At 41.1% G+C, this 17,013-nt stretch carries 21 protein-coding genes; 13 read left to right on the top strand and 8 right to left on the bottom strand.

Going from position 1 to position 17,013, the window contains the following annotated elements; genetic code table 11:
- The first annotated feature begins 199 nt into the window (after positions 1–199).
- From RMX89_RS33045 to grxD, 8 genes are all read left to right on the top strand, one after another.
- A complete protein-coding gene (locus RMX89_RS33045; protein WP_322674989.1) occupies positions 200–772 on the top strand; it encodes a DUF981 domain-containing protein in 573 nt (190 codons plus the stop codon).
- Positions 773–1,139: 367 nt separating this feature from the next.
- Entirely contained in the window at positions 1,140–1,859 is a 720-nt protein-coding gene (locus RMX89_RS33050) for a class I SAM-dependent methyltransferase (RefSeq protein WP_322691934.1), read from the top strand.
- Positions 1,860–2,141: 282 nt separating this feature from the next.
- A complete protein-coding gene (gene grxC / locus RMX89_RS33055) occupies positions 2,142–2,456 on the top strand; it encodes a glutaredoxin 3 (protein ID WP_069070140.1) in 315 nt (104 codons plus the stop codon).
- A 175-nt stretch (positions 2,457–2,631) separates the two neighbouring features.
- Complete coding sequence (gene tadA, locus RMX89_RS33060; protein ID WP_322674991.1) at positions 2,632–3,117, top strand: tRNA adenosine(34) deaminase TadA; 486 nt, start codon at positions 2,632–2,634, stop codon at positions 3,115–3,117.
- Positions 3,118–3,229: 112 nt separating this feature from the next.
- Positions 3,230–3,985 carry a 1-acyl-sn-glycerol-3-phosphate acyltransferase gene (locus RMX89_RS33065; protein ID WP_322674992.1) on the top strand — a complete coding sequence of 252 codons (756 nt, stop codon included), beginning with the start codon at positions 3,230–3,232 and terminating at the stop codon, positions 3,983–3,985.
- Positions 3,986–4,646: 661 nt separating this feature from the next.
- Positions 4,647–5,255, top strand: a complete 609-nt coding sequence (locus RMX89_RS33070) for a hypothetical protein (protein WP_322691935.1) — start codon at positions 4,647–4,649, stop codon at positions 5,253–5,255.
- 205 nt (positions 5,256–5,460) lie between these two features.
- Positions 5,461–5,718: a BolA family protein gene (locus RMX89_RS33075; RefSeq protein ID WP_289795312.1), complete on the top strand. Its 258-nt coding sequence runs from the start codon at positions 5,461–5,463 to the stop codon at positions 5,716–5,718.
- Between the two features lie 112 nt (positions 5,719–5,830).
- Positions 5,831–6,154 carry a Grx4 family monothiol glutaredoxin gene (gene grxD / locus RMX89_RS33080; RefSeq protein WP_094349509.1) on the top strand — a complete coding sequence of 108 codons (324 nt, stop codon included), beginning with the start codon at positions 5,831–5,833 and terminating at the stop codon, positions 6,152–6,154.
- Between the two features lie 346 nt (positions 6,155–6,500).
- Here the strand turns inward: grxD and RMX89_RS33085 are convergent, their stop codons facing one another.
- Positions 6,501–6,749 (bottom strand): DUF6761 family protein, encoded by a 249-nt coding sequence (locus RMX89_RS33085; RefSeq protein ID WP_099102685.1) that lies wholly within the window; start codon positions 6,747–6,749, stop codon positions 6,501–6,503.
- 593 nt (positions 6,750–7,342) lie between these two features.
- Here RMX89_RS33085 and RMX89_RS33090 point away from each other — a divergent pair.
- On the top strand, positions 7,343–8,116 hold the full coding sequence (locus RMX89_RS33090) for a response regulator transcription factor (protein WP_094349507.1): 774 nt from the start codon (positions 7,343–7,345) through the stop codon (positions 8,114–8,116).
- Positions 8,117–8,198: 82 nt separating this feature from the next.
- Here the strand turns inward: RMX89_RS33090 and RMX89_RS33095 are convergent, their stop codons facing one another.
- The 4 genes from RMX89_RS33095 to RMX89_RS33110 form a co-directional block, all read right to left on the bottom strand.
- A complete protein-coding gene (locus tag RMX89_RS33095; RefSeq protein WP_322691936.1) occupies positions 8,199–8,972 on the bottom strand; it encodes an ABC transporter ATP-binding protein in 774 nt (257 codons plus the stop codon).
- Between the two features lie 27 nt (positions 8,973–8,999).
- Positions 9,000–9,566, bottom strand: a complete 567-nt coding sequence (locus RMX89_RS33100) for a hypothetical protein (RefSeq protein ID WP_322691937.1) — start codon at positions 9,564–9,566, stop codon at positions 9,000–9,002.
- Positions 9,567–9,683: 117 nt separating this feature from the next.
- Complete coding sequence (locus RMX89_RS33105) at positions 9,684–10,145, bottom strand: DUF4079 domain-containing protein (RefSeq protein WP_322691938.1); 462 nt, start codon at positions 10,143–10,145, stop codon at positions 9,684–9,686.
- A 152-nt stretch (positions 10,146–10,297) separates the two neighbouring features.
- Entirely contained in the window at positions 10,298–10,693 is a 396-nt protein-coding gene (locus RMX89_RS33110) for a DUF1830 domain-containing protein (RefSeq protein ID WP_322674997.1), read from the bottom strand.
- A 589-nt stretch (positions 10,694–11,282) separates the two neighbouring features.
- Here RMX89_RS33110 and RMX89_RS33115 point away from each other — a divergent pair.
- From RMX89_RS33115 to RMX89_RS33125, 3 genes are all read left to right on the top strand, one after another.
- Entirely contained in the window at positions 11,283–12,875 is a 1,593-nt protein-coding gene (locus tag RMX89_RS33115; protein WP_322683618.1) for a photosystem II high light acclimation radical SAM protein, read from the top strand.
- A gap of 87 nt (positions 12,876–12,962) precedes the next feature.
- Entirely contained in the window at positions 12,963–14,360 is a 1,398-nt protein-coding gene (locus RMX89_RS33120) for a DICT sensory domain-containing protein (protein ID WP_322691939.1), read from the top strand.
- Positions 14,357–14,995 (top strand): pentapeptide repeat-containing protein, encoded by a 639-nt coding sequence (locus RMX89_RS33125; RefSeq protein WP_322691940.1) that lies wholly within the window; start codon positions 14,357–14,359, stop codon positions 14,993–14,995. The genes RMX89_RS33120 and RMX89_RS33125 overlap by 4 nt, the downstream gene beginning before the upstream one ends.
- 63 nt (positions 14,996–15,058) lie before the next feature.
- Here RMX89_RS33125 and RMX89_RS33130 read toward each other — a convergent pair whose 3' ends face one another.
- Together RMX89_RS33130 and RMX89_RS33135 are read right to left on the bottom strand one after the other, a co-directional pair.
- Positions 15,059–15,463: a type II toxin-antitoxin system VapC family toxin gene (locus RMX89_RS33130; protein WP_322691941.1), complete on the bottom strand. Its 405-nt coding sequence runs from the start codon at positions 15,461–15,463 to the stop codon at positions 15,059–15,061.
- A gap of 9 nt (positions 15,464–15,472) precedes the next feature.
- On the bottom strand, positions 15,473–15,712 hold the full coding sequence (locus tag RMX89_RS33135) for an AbrB/MazE/SpoVT family DNA-binding domain-containing protein (RefSeq protein WP_322691942.1): 240 nt from the start codon (positions 15,710–15,712) through the stop codon (positions 15,473–15,475).
- A 361-nt stretch (positions 15,713–16,073) separates the two neighbouring features.
- Here RMX89_RS33135 and RMX89_RS33140 point away from each other — a divergent pair, with 361 nt between their 5' ends.
- Entirely contained in the window at positions 16,074–16,316 is a 243-nt protein-coding gene (locus RMX89_RS33140) for a hypothetical protein (RefSeq protein ID WP_322691943.1), read from the top strand.
- A 136-nt stretch (positions 16,317–16,452) separates the two neighbouring features.
- Here the strand turns inward: RMX89_RS33140 and RMX89_RS33145 are convergent, their stop codons facing one another.
- Entirely contained in the window at positions 16,453–16,743 is a 291-nt protein-coding gene (locus tag RMX89_RS33145) for a hypothetical protein (RefSeq protein ID WP_322691944.1), read from the bottom strand.
- Positions 16,744–17,013: the final 270 nt, after the last annotated feature.

Here is a 17,013-nt window from a genome sequence, read left to right on the forward strand (position 1 = left end):
GTTTCCTAAATCCTTTGTGAGCAAGCTTTTCAAGACTTAACGGGAAAAGTCAGATGGGTAGCAGTTTATGTATACAACATTGCTTTTCTTCAGTGTTTATCTTTAGGTATAAAATAATAAAGGAAAAAAGCTGGTGAATTCACTCAAAACCGAAAAACGAGGCGCAGAGTAAATAGCTTGTCAAATTAAGAGGTGAATCGTGTTTATCGACTACATCACACTCATGTTGATCAATATGGTAGCTGGGCTATTTCTACTGGCTGACTATGTGTATCGTGGTATAGATAGTTCTAATCAGAAACAGTGGATTCCCGGTTTTGGAATTACGGGTGCGATCGCACTCACAACTGGTTTACACATGAGCTTCACCTGGCCAATAATGGGTAGCTTCAATATTGCCTTCGGTGAGACGAGTATTTTATTTGGAATCTTGTTTGTGGCGGCTGCGATCGCCCTTGCTCAAGGTTGGGATTTATTGACAATCGCCATTTACGGCTTCTTTGCTGGTGCAGTTGCGATCGTAGTGGGTATCCGTATCATCAACTTGAATTTGACAAAGCAACCGCTTTTATCGGGAATCGGCTTTATTTTAACTGGATTAGGTGGTATTTTTGCAGCACCAACTCTCTACTGGAAAACCAATCGAACCTGGCGACTAATTGGCGTAGCAGTGCTGATAGTAGCCGCTCTAATTTGGGCATTGACTGGATATTTGTCTTACTGGAATCATTTAGAGGGTTTCCAAAAATGGGTTCCTGCGCCGATGCGGTAAGCAATACAAGCGGATTTTTTAATTCCCTTTTTAATCGCCACCCAGAGCGAGTTAAAGCTAAGTATAAGTAACTTTACACATAGCAAACTTGTTTTTACTACATTCGTGTTAAAATATTCCGTGTTAAAAAGGTGTAAATGTTTACTGAATATCTATAGCAGTCCTAAATCATTCGTGAAAATTAGATATCTCTTTTTTGTTTCTTTTCTTGGCATTCTTTTCTAACAAGACGCTTTGCGATGGTGTTGTTGGCTGTTCGTTTCCTAATCTATATTTTTCACAACTCATTTAGGATTGCTATATCAATCTTTTAAATTTGAAAGAACCTCCAAAACATTGAAATTGAGTGTCAAATAAAATCAATACAATGGATTTATTTCAAGGTCTTAAAACAAAAATTGATTTCAACCCCCATATTAGAGAAGAATATGAAAAGCGAGTAGTCTCGAAAGATAGATTGCTTGATATTGGTGGAAGAAATAGCTATTCACTAAGTCGTAAGAAAATCGATTTATTAAATCAAAATCCCAATAATATAATTGTGTCTACTGATATTATTGCTGAATATAAACCAGACCTTGTAGATGATATTTGTAATACTAAAATAGAACCTAATTCTTTTAGTGGTATCTATTGCAATGCCATATTAGAACATGTTGAAGAATATTGGAAAGCAATAGATAATATTTATAATATTTTGGAGGAAAAAGGAGAGGCATTTTTTTATGTCCCATTTTTTTGGAGTTTTCACGATCAAATGGACTATCACAGATTTACTTTTGCTGAAGTTGGAAGGATGTTGAAAAATTTTTCGGAGGTAAAAATATTTTCTCCTGGAGAAGGTCAGGGATTTGGTTTTGTATTTTGGTATATTATAACACTCAATTACATCAGAGTGTTTCCTAGATTGTTTAGATTTTTAAGTAAAACAACAAATTTTTTATTAAAAATTTGTCTATTTGTTTCTTACACCATTTTTAAAAATAAAATCAGAAATAAGTTTAATAATATTTCCTGGAAAGAATATTGTTTTTATTATACGTTTTTATATATAAATCATGGATTTTGTGCATGGGTAAAGAAATAAGCTAATTGTCATTCCAATTGCATCTACGTGTCTTTGCGTCCTCCGAATTTATGATGTCTCCACTAGCCTGCACCAAAACCAAGGTTATTAGTACATCGTGGTCGAAGTTTGCCTATTTTGTAATAATAGGCTTAAGCCCATTGTTTGATTAATTGAAATTTAAATGGTAGGAAGATTTACCTGCTGCCAGAGATGGAAATTAATCATATTTTGTAATCAATTCTTTAGCCAATTGACAAAGGGTAACATTGAGTTGAATATTTAAAAACTTGCTAAAAGAATATGCTGGACTTTCTTAATCCCCTCTTAAATCGCCATCCAGAGCGAGTCAAAGCCAACGTCGAACTTTATACCTGGCAAACTTGTCCTTACTGCATTCGAGCCAAAATGCTGTTGTGGTGGAAAGGTGTAAATTTCACTGAATACAAAATCGACGGCGACGAAGCAGCCAGAGCGAAAATGGCAGAACGCGCCAACGGTCGCCGTACTGTACCACAAATTTTTATCAATAACCAGCACATTGGCGGCTGCGATGACCTCTATCAGTTAGACACACAAAGTCAACTCGATCCTCTTTTAGCCCAAGCCGCTATTTAGAAATCAAATTAGCCCCCAATGGCTGACTTGGTAAGGCTAAATTTAAGAATTTTGATTTGTTTTTAGCCCCAGACTTCTAGTCTGTGGGCTATATGCTTTTTATTTATTGTCGGACAGGCGAGATACTCATCCTAGAAAATGTGTGGAATTTTGAAGTTTTTATATTGATAAGAATATGTTAACTAAATACACAGAATATCTTATACATCAACAATGGATGAGTTATGCTTTAGAATTAGCAAAAACAGCAGGTGATGCGGGTGAAGTCCCTGTAGGTGCTGTTATCATTGATTCAACAGGCAAATTGCTAGCACAAGGAGAAAACAGAAAAGAGCGTGACAAAGACCCTACCGCTCATGCGGAAATTCTCGCTATCAAGACAGCGGCAACAACTTTACAAAATTGGCATCTTAATGAATGCACCCTTTATGTAACTCTCGAACCTTGCCCGATGTGTGCAGGTGCGATCGTCCAATCACGACTAGGACTACTGGTATATGGAGTAGACGATACAAAAACTGGCGCCATTCGTACAGTTATTAACATCCCTGATAGTGTTGCTTCTAATCACCGTCTCCAAGTAATCGGAGGCATTCTAGAGTCAGCTTGTCGTCAACAATTACAGACTTGGTTTGCTGCTAGGCGGCGTAAGGTAAACTAACGGACAGAGGTAAAACTGTCCATCTAGTACCAGACAAGTCACGCAAGAGAATCTACGGTGTAACTAATCAGACTTTTCGTTAAATTTTACCCGTCAATCAGCTGCATCCGTCATGATGGAATTTTACTCTTCATCCGATACCTGCCAGCACACACCAGCAAATCATCAGGTAGCTGGTACTACCTCAAGGGTTTCTCCTTGGTTAAGTCCTCTGGCATATTTATTAGGGCGTCACTGCCTATTACCATTATTCTTTGGACAAATTAGAATAACCGGACAAAAAAATATCCCCACAACTGGGCCTGTGATTCTCGCGCCTACCCATCGGGCGCGTTGGGATGCATTGCTTGTACCCTATGCTACCGCTTGTCTGAGAAAGCAAGACTTGCGATTTATGGTAACAGTTGACGAATGCCAAGGTTTGCAAGGCTGGTTTGTCCAACGTTTGGGGGGGTTTCCTGTAAATTCTAAGCATCCATCAATCCGCACGCTACGACATGGAGTAGAGCTACTTCAGCAGCAAAAAACCCTGGTAATCTTTCCAGAAGGCAACATTTTTCGTGATGGCCAAGTTCACCAGTTGAAACCGGGAATTGCTCGTCTTGCTTTGAGTGCTGAATCTAGTCATTCCGATCTGGGAGTGAAAATTATACCCATTGGAATTAACTACAGCCAACCTTATCCCAATTGGGGTACAGATGTGAGTATTGACATTGGCTCCCCAATTAAAGTCGCGGATTACATGAATGGCTGTATAAAACAAGATGCAAAAAACCTCACAACTGATTTAGCAAAGGCACTGCAACAATTGAGCCATCAAGAAACAAAAGTTACTAATCACGCATTTGCAGAAATTACTAATTCTTGATGTAGTCAAACCTTATAATCATTGACCGTGCATAATTAAGAAACTGCAAAATCCAATATGTGACACTAATTACTAACTGCTATATTCATCCTGAGTAAGTCACAAAAGATTAGTAGTATTTTGCAACCTTTGAGGATGTATATATATAGATTACGCTCTATTAATAATATATTCAGCCAAATTGGCATTTTTTTGAGCCAATAGCTAATTAATTGTCTGCAAACTACTGAATTACTTGATGATAAATATTTTCACTATTTTGTAAGACAGTTAAATAAAAGTTGGGAAGCGCCGACTGAAGATATCACTATTTTGAACTAGTTTGGTCTGATGCCTACGGCGGGCTACGCCTACGCAAATACTTCAAGCAGTGAGTGCCTTGCGAAAATTATCATGCCAAATATCTCAGTTAACCTGAGATAATTATTGGGGAGGAAAGTCGGTAGTCAGACAGATGGTGACGCACTTCCTTGTAGGTATCGCTCATCACAGCGATATAAGTTTGTTGGTATACAGGGGTAATGGGAACTCTATTAAACTGATTTTTAGTCTAAATCAGAGATACTTAGGATGTAACTTTGCTTTGTCCAAGACCAAAACAGAGTTAAGATACCCGAAGTTTCCATAACTCTTTTATATAGTTGTCGCACTAATTGATCCCATGAACACTGCTGTCGCTGTTACCTTGATGCACCGTACTGTTTTATCAGTTATAGCAGTCCTTAGCCTGCTATCACCTGTGAATGCTCAGGTATCACAGTCACCAGGCACTACCAGCCAACCACAACTCATTGACCCCAACAATCCTAATAACCTCCGCCCTATAACCGAAAGTAACAGCCTTTTGAGCATTGCAGGTGGCGATCGCTTAGTAAAAGACGCAGAACAAGCTGTTTCTGCTCAAAACTACCCCTTAGCTGCCAAGAAACTGCAAGAAGCACGTCAAGTTTATAATCAGCTATCTAATTTTTATCAAGAGTTAAATTCTAGCTTTTCGGGAATTGACAACAGAGTTTCTGATTCTCAGCGTCAAAAAGCTCTATTAACAGCCCAAAAGCGAGATGAAGCCACCTTTCAGCTAGCATTGGTACATCGGGCACAAAATCAGCCAGAATTAGCTGTACCATTGTTAATTCAAATAATTAAGAGTCAAAACCCGACGCGAGATTTAGGCAAGAAAGCCTATAAACAGTTGTTTGAGTTGGGTTTTGTTGATTCTCCCTATCCCAGAGAAGGTGGTAATTCATCCTCTTCATCCCCAAAAAAATAAATTATATCTTCCCTATCTCCCTAATCAGTCGCTTGGCAACGCCCCAGTGCTAGGATAGAGCTATCCGCCGTAGCCTTGACCAAACGTTCTCAAGAAGACACCTCAGAGGCGCGTTTATCTACAACCTTGCCAAAACCTGAAGTTGGCACAGGCATTTGCTCTATATCTGTTAATAATAGAAAAGTAAGTTTTTTCAGGAATTGCGATGATTAGTCCGCAACAGGTTGAGGAAATGATCAAGGCGGGACTGCCAGACGCACAGGTTCAGGTGCAAGACTTGACTGGTGGCGGCGACCACTATCAAGTGACAGTAGTTTCATCGCACTTTGCAGGTAAAGGACTAGTGCAACAGCACCAGTTAGTTTATGGTGCGTTGGGTCAAGCTATGTCAACTGAAGCGATTCATGCCTTGGCGGTGAAAACATACACTCCCGAAGCTTGGCAAGCAACAGCAAGTTCCTAAAGTTAGGAGTTAGAAGTTAGAAGTTAAGAGTTATGAATTATGAATTTTTAACTCCTCACTCTTCACTCCTCACTCCTCACTCTATTAATGCAACATAGGAAACATAATTACCATGACACCAGAACTCAAAGACAAAATTGATAGCTTGCTACAAGAAAACAAGATTTTAGTTTTCATGAAGGGAAACAAGTTAATGCCCCAATGTGGTTTCTCTAACAACGTTGTGCAGATTCTCAATACCTTGGGAGTTCCCTTTGAGACGGTTGACGTTCTATCAGACCCGGAAATTCGTCAAGGTATTAAAGAATACTCTAGCTGGCCGACAATTCCCCAAGTATATATTAATGGCGAATTCCTTGGCGGTTCTGATATCTTGATTGAACTGTACCAAAAAGGTGAATTGCAAGAAAAGGTAGAAGTAGCATTAGCTTCTTAAGCTCTTTTTACCCCAACTAAAGAGTATGTTGCTGAATTTGCGATTTGCCATTAAGGCAATATACCGTTTTTTATATCCTTGACAGGAGAGATACTATTTATTTCCCCTTTCAAGGATTTTTTAATCGGTTTCTGGCAAAAATACTCTTTGTTGGACTTGATTTTATTGCTAAACAACAATCCCCTCAGTCTAATTGGCAAAACCAATATAGGGCTGAGGGGATGCGTTTAATCAATACAATATCTCCAAAATTCCACACCACGACAACCCGTTGACCAATACAGATAATATGCTATAATCATCTGCGGTAATTAACGGTTACTATCAATGACCAGGTAAATGGTACTTAGTAGTAATCGGGTTGTGGCTGTGGTTGCGGCACTGCAAAGTTCGATCCATCGTACAAGAAGCGGCTGGCCTCCTCTTCTAGGCGATGAATCAGAAAAGGTTCAATGACGTTGCTATGTCGCAGTGCGGCTAGATATCCATCCAAATACATCCGCATATCATCCGTGCGATAACCGCGATTCCATAGCTCGATGAAGGCATCGGTGAGTCTTTGGTAATAGCGGATGGTTTGTGTGTCTTGGAGCATAACTGCTGTATTAATCTCTTTGGAATGAGAATTGTAAATGATTCACGCTAAAAAGTGAAGTGTAATTTCACTTTGTCATAAATTCAAAGTCAACACATCTACTTTGGGTATTACCCTTATAGCAGCTACAAGCTACTTTAATCCTATTCCAGAAAACATCGATTCTAGTTAGCTGCTTAAGTTATTTTTTTGATTTTCACAATCACAGCCCAATTGTATTGATGTTATATTCCTGGATGGGAGTACTAAGTTTTTGCGAAAAAATCCACTTTTGCCATCAGGTTTAATCAAGTTGAAAAGCTGTTGTAGTAGGGTTAGCTGGTTGGGTTATAGATATTTGCCACATTACACCCATCTCAAAGCAAAATGTTAAGTTAAAAGAACTTTTTATAAGTCTAACAATACTTTCGAGAAATTTAATAAAAATTTAATAATATTTCTAATCGCCTATCAGCAAGGCATAGATTAAAGATATTGCCACTCATTTTATTAGTAAATGTAAAGTTAATCGCAATTGAAGTAACAAAGGCTACAAAACCTTAGAGATGGGCTTGTTACTTTGAAAGTCATCGACGCTAAGGGGTCTTGCCGCCGTGGGTTCGGTTTGTATAGAAATCATTGAGGGGAATCCCCATTTGAGGTCGTTGTTGGGTTGGCACTTGCAACAACTGGAATACCGCGTGCATCAAGCTGCCAGTATTTATCAAGCAAGGGAAGTATTTTTAAGCCATCAACCAACACTGGTAGTTTTAGATGCAGACCTGCCTGATGGTGATGGCATTGAGTTTTGTCGTTGGTTGCATCGTCAGCAGCAACCTCTAATTTTAATGCTATCTGCCCGTAATAGTGAAGCTGATATAGTCGCAGGTTTAAAGGCTGGTGCAGATGATTACCTGAGCAAACCTTTTGGGATGCAAGAGTTTTTGGCACGGGTAGAGGCATTGATTCGCCGGAAGCGCACACCTACTGCACCAGCTTATTTGGATTATGGCACTTTGCAAATCGATTTAGTTCAGCGCCGTGTCCGCTTTCAAGGGGAGTTTATTGACTTAACACCCCAGGAATTTAGTTTGCTGTACGTTTTGGCACAGGCTGGAGGAGTACCTCTAAGTAGATCGGAATTGCTGCGTCGTGCTTGGCCTGACGCTATCGATAACCCTCGTACCATTGATACTCACGTTTTATCCCTGCGGAAAAAGGTTGAACTCGATCCCCGGCAACCCAATTTGATTCAAACTATCCGCAATGTTGGATACCGTTTTAACATGGAAATTTTGAATACCAATATTTCACAGTCACAAACAACAAAGTTAGCTAGAGAGAGATTTAATAATCAACGTTCAACACTTACTAGTAGTCAAGTGTGAATGGGGCATTGGGCATTGGGCATTGAGTACTGGGGTGAGGGGGAGTAAGAAAACGATTCCTGATTCCTGTCTCATCCAAAATTTAAAATCCAAAATCGTCTTGAGTTGCTGCTTGAATCAGGCTTTTTCGTAATTCAATCCAGTCTATCTCTGAGGCTGTTTGATTTGCGAATAAATGACCTTGTTGTAGGTGTAATAACCGAGTGCAAAACATCTGCGCTAGTTCCAGTTGATGATTTACCATCAGAATCGTGGTTTGATGAGTTTGGCTCAACTGGGTTAAGACTTGCATTAGATGAGAAGCCATACCAGGATCGAGGGCAGAGGTTGGCTCATCTAATAATAATATTTTAGGCTGGATGACTAAGGCACGAGCGATCGCTACTAGTTGTCGTTGTCCCGCAGAAAGTTGCACCTCTGTTCGCCCCAACCATTCACTGGGAATGTGTAGTTGGTCTGTCCAGTGATTGACTCGTTGCTCAATTGTCTGTTTGGGCAAACCACGCAAAACTAAAGGATAAGCCAAGGCTTGCCCAACTGTCATCCCCAACAGCTTTGATTCTTGCAATACAAGTACAAGCATCTGCCGTAGCTGAATGACAGGAATTTGGCGATATTCTTGATTTTCTAGATAGAGCTTACCACTCGTGGGTTCAATTAGGCGGTTGATGAGGCGTAATAACGAAGTTTTCCCAGCACCTACTGGGCCTACAATGGCAATGCGATCGCCTTGGGATGCCTCAAAGGAAATATCCTGCAATATGGGGTATCCCTGCTGATTGTCGGGAAGTTGGGTTTTCAGCTTCGTAAACAGATTAACTTGCTCTAGCCTGAGTGTGGCTTTTGCTGTATTCAACGGGACTGAGGATTGCAGAGAAATAACCTAAGTTAATTGTGTACTAGTTAAGGCTGTAGCGATCGCCCAGCCATCGACTAATAGTAGCAGCAGAGTGAGTACTAGTAAAATCAGGTACATCCAGGGCTGCGCTAAAGGGCGAACATCTGTGGTGTCAATGCTCGTCTTTGCTTGGACAATTTGTACCAAACGGGCAAATCCAGCTACACGCATCGGTAGTAAATAAGCTTTCCCATCCTGGCTGAGAAAGTAATAAACTAGCCCTCCTTGACCAGTGCTGCGGGGTTTTAACTCTTTGACTTGTGACCAAGGTAAAGACCAGCCTTTACGAAAAAAGCTTGGCACCCAGGCGGGGTAAGTAACCTGAATTCCTTCGTCATCTACCATTACTTGTTCAGTTAATACCGCGTACAAGGCAACAAAACCGATGCCAATCCCTATCCACAATAATTCTGGAGGTACGGGTGCAGCTGTTACCTGCGATAAAAAAGGTAATGGGACTGTGAGTGCTATGTATAGACTCAGCAACGTTATCCGAATCAAAGGAGACAGACGAAAAACAGAAGTTGAGATATTGGCTGAGTTTGCTGTCACGGCTCAATTACAATGCTTTTCTTCATTGTAGGGTAGGTCTATGTCTTAGCTGGAGTGTTGCAAATAAGGTATGCCACTTTAATAATTCGTAATTCGTAATTCGTAATTCGTAATTTTTTAGGGTAAATACTTTTGTACTACAATCCAACCAGTCAGGGATACCCAGGCAAATCCTATAAATAGAATAATATTTACGCCGATGTGTAAGGGTCTAGCCCAAGGTCGTCTAACACTAATTTGGGTGGCACTGAAAGCAGACAGTAAAACTAATGCTACGACTATTAACCCAGCAACCAAATGTGACGAGTGTCCTAGTGAGCCAAAGTGCCCTAAAGTGCCAACAATGCCGATCGCTAGCAGTAGTAGCACTAAACTTACCATGCTGATGCCCATTGTATAGTGGAGCGATCGCATCCCTTTATTACCGCCCATAAATGGCGTGATAAAAGGAAATTGCTGCGAAGTTCTCGCCCGAAACATCCAAACGCCGGTCATTGCTAACATTAGATATGCCAGCAGGGACAACCCCATAGACCAGGCGGCTATTTTCCACAACCAAAGAAATGAAGGCAGATTCATAAGAATGATTGTAAATGAGATGAGGGCAACAAGAGAGACAAGGAGAATAACCAATGTCCCATGCCCCATGTCCCATACCCAATTCCCAATAAATAATAAACAAAAAGGGCTGCTAAATTAGCAACCCTTAAATTTAGATAAAATTGTTTTTTTTAATCAACCGAGGCTAAACCAACGATTTGTAAGGGTTTTGTACTATCTCCGATTTTTGTATTAATTTGCTGCACCATTAATTTGGTATTAATAGGGTCTTCTCCATCTGATGAGTCTGTATCAAACTCACTAGTACTGGGTTCTTCGAGCTTCAGGCGATCGCACGGAATCTTATCGGATAAAATTGCACTTGCCATCATCCCTGTATGAATCTCCACTTGAGCTTTTCGTGGAGCTTCAAACACTAAACGTTGTCCAGGGAAAACAACCCTTTCAAAATACCAGTTGGGAATATTGGAGATGCGAGCTACCTGTATTTTGCTCGTGGCATTGATGTAGCAGCAGAGAATTTTTCCTGATTGCTCAGGTGGTAGAGGATCTAATATTTGAGCCATAACTGCTGAGGAGCTTTACGCCACAATTTTACATTACACTAGCCAAGCCTAGCACCCACTGATCCCCAGTTGTTGTAACTGCGAATACCAACTGAGTCTTTGTAGATTATTTCTGTCTAAAGATATATTTTCAGTTATAAAAATTTTGTAATTATTCACACCTTTTTCGGAATTATATACTATAAATAAAAGTTTTTGAGATTTTTTGCTGGTATAAAAGCTTCAATTCTCTTAAAGCAGATTGTTAGGGAATTGACATAACAACGATCCCCTTGCTTTTAGCATAGCGAGGAAGTGAGTTTTGCTGCTTCATCTATCCCAGGATTAATCGGCTGGGATCATCGCTTAATGAATAAACTCAATGTTATGGTAAAGCTATATGAAAAAATGTCTTCATAAAGCTCTCTATAGATTCCATGTATGTTTTATGCACAGCAATTTTAGCGTTTTCCGCACTTGTTAACGGCAGGTGAGCGAGTATCAATAATCGGCTGAAATGTCAAGCATGATTGTGATAAATAAAACCAAATAAAACAAGCACACACTTTAAAACTGAATGTTTCTCTCGCTTTCTCCACAGATTGGCAAGATGGAAGTTAAAACACAGATGATGGAAAATCGAATTCTTTACGTTCGCCTTCCTTGTAACCCCATCTTTCCTATTGGGGTTGTCTACCTGAGCGATCATGTCCACAAGCAGTTTCCTAATATTGAACAGCGCATCTTTGATTTGGGAACAGTACCACCTTTAGATTACAGTTCGGCCCTGGATCGCTGTATTGATGAATTTAAACCAACAGTACTAGTATTCTCTTGGCGGGATATTCAAATTTATGCCCCAGTTGGCGGACGTGGTGGCAACCCACTGCAAAACGCTTTTGAATTTTACTACGCCAAGAATCCTCTATTGAAACTACGCGGCGGATTGGGCGGTTTGCGAATCTTCATCGCTTACTATGTAGAGTTGTGGCAAAACCAGGGCTTAATCAAACGCGGTTTAAAACGTGCCCAAAAATATAATTCTGATGCTCGTGTAGTTGTCGGTGGTGGTGCAGTCAGCGTATTTTACGAACAATTGGGTAAAAGCTTACCCCAAGGGACAATTATTTCTGTGGGTGAAGGCGAAACCCTGCTGGAAAAACTTTTAAGTGGCAGAGATTTTCGCGATGAACGTTGTTACGTTGCCGGAGAAACTCAACCACGTCAACGGCTAATTCACGAACAACCCACCCCAATAGAAAAGACAGCTTGTAACTACGATTATATCGAAAGCATCTGGCCGGAATTTAACTATTACCTGCAAGATCGAGACTTTTATATAGGTGTACAAACTAAGCGTGGTTGTCCTCACAACTGTTGTTATTGCGTCTACACTGTTGTTGAAGGCAAACAAGTACGCATCAACCCAGCAGATGAAGTTGTTGCTGAGATGCGCCAATTATACGATCGCGGCATTCGCAACTTCTGGTTTACTGATGCCCAATTCATCCCCGCGAAAAAATTTATCGCCGATGCTGTAGAACTATTGCAAAAAATCGTCGATTCTGGTATGACAGATATCCACTGGGCAGCATATATCAGAGCCGACAATTTGACACCCGAATTGTGTGAGTTGATGGCAAAAACTGGGATGAACTACTTTGAAATCGGGATTACCAGTGGTTCTCAAGAACTTGTGCGGAAAATGCGGATGGGGTATAACTTGCGAACCGTCTTGCAAAACTGCCGCGACTTGAAAGCAGCTGGTTTTAATGATTTGGTTTCCGTCAACTACTCCTTTAATGTGATTGACGAACGTCCCGAAACCATCCGCCAAACCATCGCTTACCACCGCGAACTAGAACGGATTTTTGGTGCAGATAAAGTTGAACCTGCCATTTTCTTTATTGGACTACAACCCCATACCCATTTAGAAGAATACGCTTTCAAAGAAGGCATCCTCAAACCAGGGTACGATCCAATGAGTTTGATGCCGTGGACAGCCAAAAAACTTCTCTGGAATCCCGAACCCCTTGGTTCATTCTTCGGCGAAGTCTGCTTGCAAGCTTGGCAACAAAACCCCAACGACTTCGGGCGCGAAGTCATGAAAATCTTAGAAGAAAAGCTGGGTTGTGCTGACTTAGAAGCAGCACTGACAGCACCATTAGAGACAAAAGAAAAACAGTTAGCAGGTGTATCCTAGAAAACACTAAAATGTGAAGAAATTCAAAATTCTGAATTTCTCCCTCTATCTTCCTCAGTGCCTCTGCGGTTATTTTTATCAAATCCCATGTTAGAAGGTTCAATCCTACAACAGCTGGAAGCAGCTCATCGCCATACCACCAGGCCAATTCGATTCGGTGTTTACTACAAAAATACCCTAGTTGCCCTGTGCCACGCTCTAGAAGACCATATTTTAACCGACGACGGTACACCCTTAGTCATCACAGCCTTTCAACAGGGAAAATGGTATTTACAAGAAGCTGATCGATATGCAGACATCGCCCAGTGCAGCTGCCAAATTGCGATTATGGCTGCTGCTGAATCTGGCTTTGGAGAGCATCCCACCAGCGAGTTATCCAACGTAGACTTAGTGGCATTAGATTCAGGCGATCCAGTGGCGCAGGAGTGGCACTTAATTATTTTATCGCCAAAATACACAGCAATGGTAATTTGTCAAGAATTATCTGAGGCTGATTATGGCAGCACTGGAGTACCGACATCAGACTTAGAGCGCAAATTCTATGGCTTGTGGACATTTGAGCCAGAGTTAGTGCAAGAAACAGCAGAAATAGCGATCGCTCACATCAAAAAATACAACCCAAAACTGGCAGAAAAACTCACAGGCGATAAACAGCAAATTGTACCGTCAATGGACAGATCCCAAAATTTAGGTGCAGTTGTCTCCCGTGTAGTAGATTACCTCCAGACTGGGCAAGATAATTTATCTATCCCTACAGCACTTCAGAAACAAACCTTGGATCGCAACTTGGTTTCAAACGAAATCCAAGCCTTTTTGCGAATGGCGCAACTGATGGATATGGCAGATGTCAACAATCCAATGGCAGCTGCGGAAATAGTAGTTCTTGCTGAAGCGATCGCCCAGCTTTTGGATCTTCCCGCATGGCAAATTAAAAGATTGCGACTGGCGGCTTTGTTGCATCGCATAGATCCATTACAAAAAGCAGAAAGCGTTCTCACAGACAGTATCTCCACACGCTACCAAGAAGATGCCCCTAGTTGCCCCTTAACTTGTCCCTTAGTACCGGGGGCGCAAGTATTGCGAACCATGCCACGGCTGCGAGCAGTTGCCCAAATTATTACTCACCAAAGCGAGTGGTGGAATGGCGCAGGGGAACCGGCAGGTTTAGCTGGAGATGAAATTCCCTTAGAATCGAGGATTTTGGCATTATTGGCAGATTTTCAGTGGCGAGTCAATGAGCGAAAATCGTCAAATCAAAGCCGGGAACAGATATTTACTCAAGCTTTAGATGAGTGCAGACAGCAACAATCTACGCGCTTTGACCCTAAACTTGTAGATACCCTAGCTTTATTAGTTATGGGTTTACAACAGGGACTCGACTTACCCTTGATGACACCCAAATTCAGCGCCGGCATCTGGATACTTGATTCCCAATGGGATAGCCACAGCAAGATCAGTGAAGAGATTGGTAGTTACTTTACATGAATATTGAAGCCATTAAATTAGGAAAACTCAAACAACTTTCAGGGGCAAATTTAGAAGACGAGGAACTCTCCCGACTGGATTTAAGCCGGATTAATCTTGCTGGTGCTAGCCTTGTCGGCACTAATTTTGCTGGTTCTAAGCTCGAAGGTGGACATTTGGAGGGGGCAAATTTGATGGGAGCCAACCTCCAAGCAACTGACTTGCGGGCGAATTTGATGGGAGCCAACCTGATGCAAGCAGATTTAACAGGCGCTGACTTGCGGGGTAGCAATTTGCGTGGCGCTAACTTGATGGGAGCCAGACTCAGTGATGTGTCATTGGTGGGTGCTTTCTTGAGTGGTGCAAATTTGATGAATGTCAACTTGCAAGGCGTTGATTTGCGCGGTGCTGACTTGCGCGGTACAAACCTGACTGGAGCAAATCTCAAAGGTGCAGACTTGAGTCGTGCCGATTTGCAAGGGGCTTTATTGAGTGAAGCAAATTTGGAAGAAGCTGACTTGCGGGGGGCGAATTTGGCAGGGGCGAATTTAACGGGGGCGAATTTACTCTGTGCAGAGTTAGAAGGTACAAATTTGAGCGGCGTTAATTTGAATAAAGCTTGTGTGGTGGGTACAGTTGTGGAGGCTACGCTTTGAATAGGTATTAATTTATACAAACTGCAATGAATAATAAATACTAAAGCACCCCAATGTATGCCTTCAAAGTAGCCAATTTTCTACGCTTAGACCAGGTACGCGTTCAAATTCGCGGACATTTGCTGTAACAAGCGTTAGGTTAAGGGCTAGGGCATGGGCAGCAATCAGTAAGTCATTAGGGTCGATGGGTCTTCCTGTTTGCTCTAAGTGTGTGCGAATTACCGCATAGTGCTGATCCACGGGAGACGATAGCGACAAAATAGGTAACACTTCAAGAATGCTTTCTAGTTGATGAAGAAGACGGAGAGAGCCACTTTTAGCTGCACCAAATCGCAGTTCACACACTACAATAATGCTGGTACAAATGCAGTTTTCCTCTACGGCTATAAGCCGCTGAAACACCAAACCTTGAGGATGTCTTACCAAATCTGAAATAATGTTGGTGTCTAGCAGGTATTGATAGGTCATTGGCCAGGATTAAAGCACGATGTCATCGAGTGGCAGTAACCCTTCATCTATGTTAGGAAAGTTTTCTGTAATATCTTCCAAAGTGGCAAGCAGCGAAAGTAGAGAACCGGAAGAAATAGGTTCAATGATTAATCGATTACCTTCTTTGCGTAACAAAACTTCTGTACTGGATAGAGCAAATTCATCAGGAATCGTTAGGACTTGATGTTGCCCATCTCGTAAGAGGTAAACATGACATGAGTTTAGCATCAAGCAATCTCCTTAAAATTATAATTATTTCGCCGCAGTCTGCTGCTTTACAATATCATGTCAATTACTTAAGATTTTACTATCTGTTAGTGCTTGCAGTTTCAGCAGGTGAAAATTTGTGAGCCGAACTGTACCTAGTCGCAGTCCCTATTAACGAATCAAAGCATGAGCGACGAAAGCCAATCAAACAGCTCAGATGAAGAGGAGTTTGACCCGGTAACAGATTTAAGAGATTGGTCGGCAGCAGAAACAGAGTTAGCCTGTTTTGCGCTGCCAGAAGTAAAGGTAAACGGTTGGTTAAAATCATCAACACTAAAAAACCACCTATGCCGATTATTTGTATTTTTGAAGATTACCCAGAATGACACCCGTCGCCGCAGAAGTCTCAATCACCGCAATCATTCCCATGTTGACCGCGATCGCAAATCGGCAATGGGAACAGTTCAAAGAACTGGAGGCAGATTTTGTATCCCAGTATGGTGTAGAGGTATGGCAAGAGGTTTTTAATTTTCGTCTCAAGCCAGCACTGGATAAAGATTCTGACAGATGGTTACTGATTCAGTGGTGTGGTGAAGGAATTATCTCAGTTAAAAATGTGGCGTAGGTGCGATCGCCCAAAGTGAATTATAGCGATCGTTTTTATTCCCATCCGAAGGTCACTACTTCGTGGTTTTGCAGTATTCTTAGCTATTGTTAAAATTTTTGAAGATGAAGCAGGTGAAAATTTGTGAAGTCAAGATTTATGAACGCCAGCGAAATACTTTTCTCATCAGAAATATAGCTATACTTGCACCTATTATACCCAATATACTCGATATACTCAAAGCAAAGAATCCAGGAGTTTCTTGATGATAATCAATAACTGTTTTAAGTAGTTTATTTGGATTCTTGTCTTTAAGATAATAAATATCCGAGATTAATAGACCTTCACAACCTCCTATAGCTCCAATTAATAATCTAAATGCTTCAATAAAAAAATTGGTTTTCCTTGTGATAATTAGAGTAGCTATGCCAGCAAATGCTCCTCCCAATAAACATGGTGTAATTAATGTTATTCATAACATTAATAGCGTTTGATTGTCTGGTTACCACATAACCTAAATTATTCCTGACGAGGATATTTTTACCATTTCAAAACCTTTTCAAAACATTATTGATTATCTACCGCTAAACCTTGATTTCTCGCTACTTTTTACGCGATGCCTAGGTTGAGCTGCGCCTACGCTATTGATCAAAGGATGATTAATATAGCAACCGCCAAGGCGGTTAAGCCGCTGTATGAAGCACAGCTTCCATCGCAT

The sequence above is a fragment of the Nostoc sp. DedSLP04 genome (assembly GCF_034530775.1).
In the GTDB taxonomy this organism is placed as follows: domain Bacteria; phylum Cyanobacteriota; class Cyanobacteriia; order Cyanobacteriales; family Nostocaceae; genus Nostoc.

Bases quoted from the DNA above. Each gene is read 5' to 3' on its own strand.
- RMX89_RS33135 (WP_322691942.1), bottom strand. From the start codon at position 15,712: ATGCTAAACTCATGTCATGTTTACCTCTTACGAGATGGGCAACATCAA.
- RMX89_RS33050 (WP_322691934.1), top strand. From the start codon at position 1,140: ATGGATTTATTTCAAGGTCTTAAAACAAAAATTGATTTCAACCCCCAT.
- RMX89_RS33070 (WP_322691935.1), top strand. From the start codon at position 4,647: ATGAACACTGCTGTCGCTGTTACCTTGATGCACCGTACTGTTTTATCA.
- RMX89_RS33075 (WP_289795312.1), top strand. From the start codon at position 5,461: ATGATTAGTCCGCAACAGGTTGAGGAAATGATCAAGGCGGGACTGCCA.
- RMX89_RS33120 (WP_322691939.1), top strand. From the start codon at position 12,963: ATGTTAGAAGGTTCAATCCTACAACAGCTGGAAGCAGCTCATCGCCAT.
- RMX89_RS33125 (WP_322691940.1), top strand. From the start codon at position 14,357: ATGAATATTGAAGCCATTAAATTAGGAAAACTCAAACAACTTTCAGGG.
- RMX89_RS33065 (WP_322674992.1), top strand. From the start codon at position 3,230: ATGATGGAATTTTACTCTTCATCCGATACCTGCCAGCACACACCAGCA.
- RMX89_RS33105 (WP_322691938.1), bottom strand. From the start codon at position 10,145: ATGAATCTGCCTTCATTTCTTTGGTTGTGGAAAATAGCCGCCTGGTCT.
- RMX89_RS33130 (WP_322691941.1), bottom strand. From the start codon at position 15,463: ATGACCTATCAATACCTGCTAGACACCAACATTATTTCAGATTTGGTA.
- grxC (WP_069070140.1), top strand. From the start codon at position 2,142: ATGCTGGACTTTCTTAATCCCCTCTTAAATCGCCATCCAGAGCGAGTC.
- RMX89_RS33085 (WP_099102685.1), bottom strand. From the start codon at position 6,749: ATGCTCCAAGACACACAAACCATCCGCTATTACCAAAGACTCACCGAT.
- RMX89_RS33110 (WP_322674997.1), bottom strand. From the start codon at position 10,693: ATGGCTCAAATATTAGATCCTCTACCACCTGAGCAATCAGGAAAAATT.
- tadA (WP_322674991.1), top strand. From the start codon at position 2,632: ATGTTAACTAAATACACAGAATATCTTATACATCAACAATGGATGAGT.
- RMX89_RS33115 (WP_322683618.1), top strand. From the start codon at position 11,283: ATGGAAGTTAAAACACAGATGATGGAAAATCGAATTCTTTACGTTCGC.
- grxD (WP_094349509.1), top strand. From the start codon at position 5,831: ATGACACCAGAACTCAAAGACAAAATTGATAGCTTGCTACAAGAAAAC.
- RMX89_RS33140 (WP_322691943.1), top strand. From the start codon at position 16,074: ATGACACCCGTCGCCGCAGAAGTCTCAATCACCGCAATCATTCCCATG.